The 2,299-nt window shown below is 37.0% G+C and carries 3 protein-coding genes and 1 pseudogene; all 4 read right to left on the reverse strand.

Annotated features, from left to right (window positions below):
• Nucleotides 1–230: 230 nt before the first annotated feature.
• Nucleotides 231–362 carry a hypothetical protein gene (locus FJR06_RS24760; RefSeq protein WP_256369515.1) on the reverse strand — a complete coding sequence of 44 codons (132 nt, stop codon included), beginning with the start codon at nucleotides 360–362 and terminating at the stop codon, nucleotides 231–233.
• Nucleotides 363–405: 43 nt separating this feature from the next.
• Nucleotides 406–999, reverse strand: coding sequence for a hypothetical protein (locus tag FJR06_RS17500; RefSeq protein WP_168651914.1), 594 nt, complete (start codon nucleotides 997–999; stop codon nucleotides 406–408).
• A 66-nt stretch (nucleotides 1,000–1,065) separates the two neighbouring features.
• A complete protein-coding gene (locus FJR06_RS17505) occupies nucleotides 1,066–1,737 on the reverse strand; it encodes a hypothetical protein (protein WP_168651915.1) in 672 nt (223 codons plus the stop codon).
• Nucleotides 1,738–1,890: 153 nt separating this feature from the next.
• Nucleotides 1,891–2,299, reverse strand: a pseudogene (locus FJR06_RS17510) (hypothetical protein); the annotation flags it as partial.

Genomic DNA, 2,299 nt, shown 5'->3' on the forward strand with positions numbered 1-2,299 from the left:
AACTGCGTCTTTGCTTAACTATTTGTTGGTTAAATTCTGTTATTTCTTGCATAGTTCACCTACCAATAAATTAATAGTTAGAGCCAACATGATCATCAGCAGAATCATAGAAATGAAGATTGCTGATATCCCATATATAAAATAGAAAAACCCTTTGGAGTTGTCTAATTTTTCAGCGAGATGAACAAAGATATATAAAGTTTTAAAGCCAAGTTTCTCCAAAATAGTCATTACCTACCTCCAAATAATCTATACAAATTCTCACCAATTCCCGACTGTTTTAACCATTGCAATAAGTCATTAATGCTATGGACATAATCAATGAAACCGACTACTAAATAATTAATAAATATCGCAGTCATTAGACTAGAAATAAACAAATTTAAACAACCTTTATTATTAGTCCTAAACCTCATTATCTTTGTCTCCTATACTTGGGCTTGAAAACTTTTTAACCATTCCTAAAAGCACTAAACCAGATAAGGCAATCAATAGACTCATGCCCATTTCTGGCAACTGAAAACTTAACCCCTCACTGCTTCTAATTTCTTGATAAGTTTGTGAGATCGCTTGTTTAGTTTGGATAATTTCTGAAGTGATTTTACTTGTACCTTGCCACGTCACACCAATGCCAATTCCTAACTTTACAACTCCGACAAGTGGCTTTTGTCCTAGTGAAAATTCCCATGAATCAGAACTAATTGAAAAGTTAAAACTATCGCCAAAATCAATTAGTCCGGGCAAACAGGAAACACAAAAACTAGCTAACTGGATAATGCTTAATGTCACCTGTAATTGGAAAAGCAACCAAGATAGAGAACAGCTTGAAAACTGACACGCGATAAACAATAAACCTGCATCTATACGTTTTCTGCGTTCAATATCCTGATAGAGTTTATTTTCAACGTGGGTTAAGTAACGGACTGTTTCGCCCGGTAAAGGTGAATCTTCATTATTTAGAACGTCATCTAAATCAGGTGGTGGTGGATATGCTAACATAGTAATAAGTAATAAATGACCTGATGCTATCCCACTGCTAATTCATAGTTAGCAGTGGGATTTTAATTAGAAACCTAAAGCGGATCTAATTTCTGCTATTTTCCCCATGATTCCTGTTCTATAGTTCTTTTCAGGAATCAAGTCATAACGGGCTGTTTCACCCTTGTTTAATGCTTCATTTATTGTCCTTTGCTGGTATTGTTCATTAGCAGCAACTTGTTTAATTTCCGGTCTGTTTGACTGTTCTAAAATTGCAGTTTGTCTATCAACTTCGGTCAAGTGAACATCAACATAAGCCTTAATTTGGGTGTAGTTCATCTGATAAGCATGACGACTATTTTCTGAGTTCTTCCCAATTACAAATTCCTGTGCTAATTCTTGTCTGGAATGGACATACTTTTGCTGTCCTAACATGACTTGTGAACCAGCTTTATCAATTGCAATCGCTGACTTCCCAGCCTGTAATAAAATATCAGCAGTTGCCTTGTTATAAGCTTCTGAACCGTTGATAATTTCCAGATATGCCTGTGCAAGTTTAGGAGCTAATTCCTGGGATAATCTGCCTTGACGGGCTAATTCTCCTATCTTTTGGGCTGCTGCTATGTCTCCACCCATAGCTTTATCAAAATCAGCAAGGGTAACACCAAACTTTTTTCCTAAAACTTGGGTGAGTAGTTTACCTTTGGGTAGAATGTGGTTTCTAAGCTTAGGAACTTTGGCAGGTGGTAACTGTTTCATGGTTTCAACTCCACATAGTTGTTAGGGTCAGTAAAATAACGGTGATCTGGTTTCTGGATACTGCTATTAAAACGGAAGCTATCAATAGCAGTTAACCCAGCAATTACGGTAATTAGTCCTATTATCCAAATAGGATTAATCTTGACTTTAAAGTTAGGACGCTGCGGGTAGTTGGAATACTGAGAGGGTAGCTTTGACCTTACTTTTAAAGTCGGTTCTTTGCTGCTGTAGCTGTTTGTTTATGTTCTGTAGTCCGTCGGTTAATTGTTGACTATTTTGGTTAAATCCGTCGGTAGCTACTTGGGTTATTTCCTCTAAAGTTTCACCAATCTTTTGGGAGTTTAACGCTATCTTGTGACGGACAAAAGCAATAATCGCGCTCTTTATTTCTTCTAGTGATTCCTGTAAATCATCAGATGAGTAATTGACGTTTTGAGCTATCAGTTCTATTTCTCCAGTGTTGAGAACTATCCCCAATTCCCCCGCAGTAGAGGCAACTAATTCTGATTTGGTGGCAGTGGCTAAAGCTGTTTGGTTCTCAGTATCTAAAGCAGCTTCATTT

The organism is Dolichospermum sp. UHCC 0352, from assembly GCF_009711925.1.
GTDB lineage: Bacteria > Cyanobacteriota > Cyanobacteriia > Cyanobacteriales > Nostocaceae > Dolichospermum > Dolichospermum lemmermannii.

What these genes read in the sequence shown, in the direction of transcription:
- FJR06_RS24760 (WP_256369515.1), bottom strand. Translation starts at nt 362, where the DNA reads ATGACTGCGATATTTATTAATTATTTAGTAGTCGGTTTCATTGATTAT.
- FJR06_RS17500 (WP_168651914.1), bottom strand. Translation starts at nt 999, where the DNA reads ATGTTAGCATATCCACCACCACCTGATTTAGATGACGTTCTAAATAAT.
- FJR06_RS17505 (WP_168651915.1), bottom strand. Translation starts at nt 1,737, where the DNA reads ATGAAACAGTTACCACCTGCCAAAGTTCCTAAGCTTAGAAACCACATT.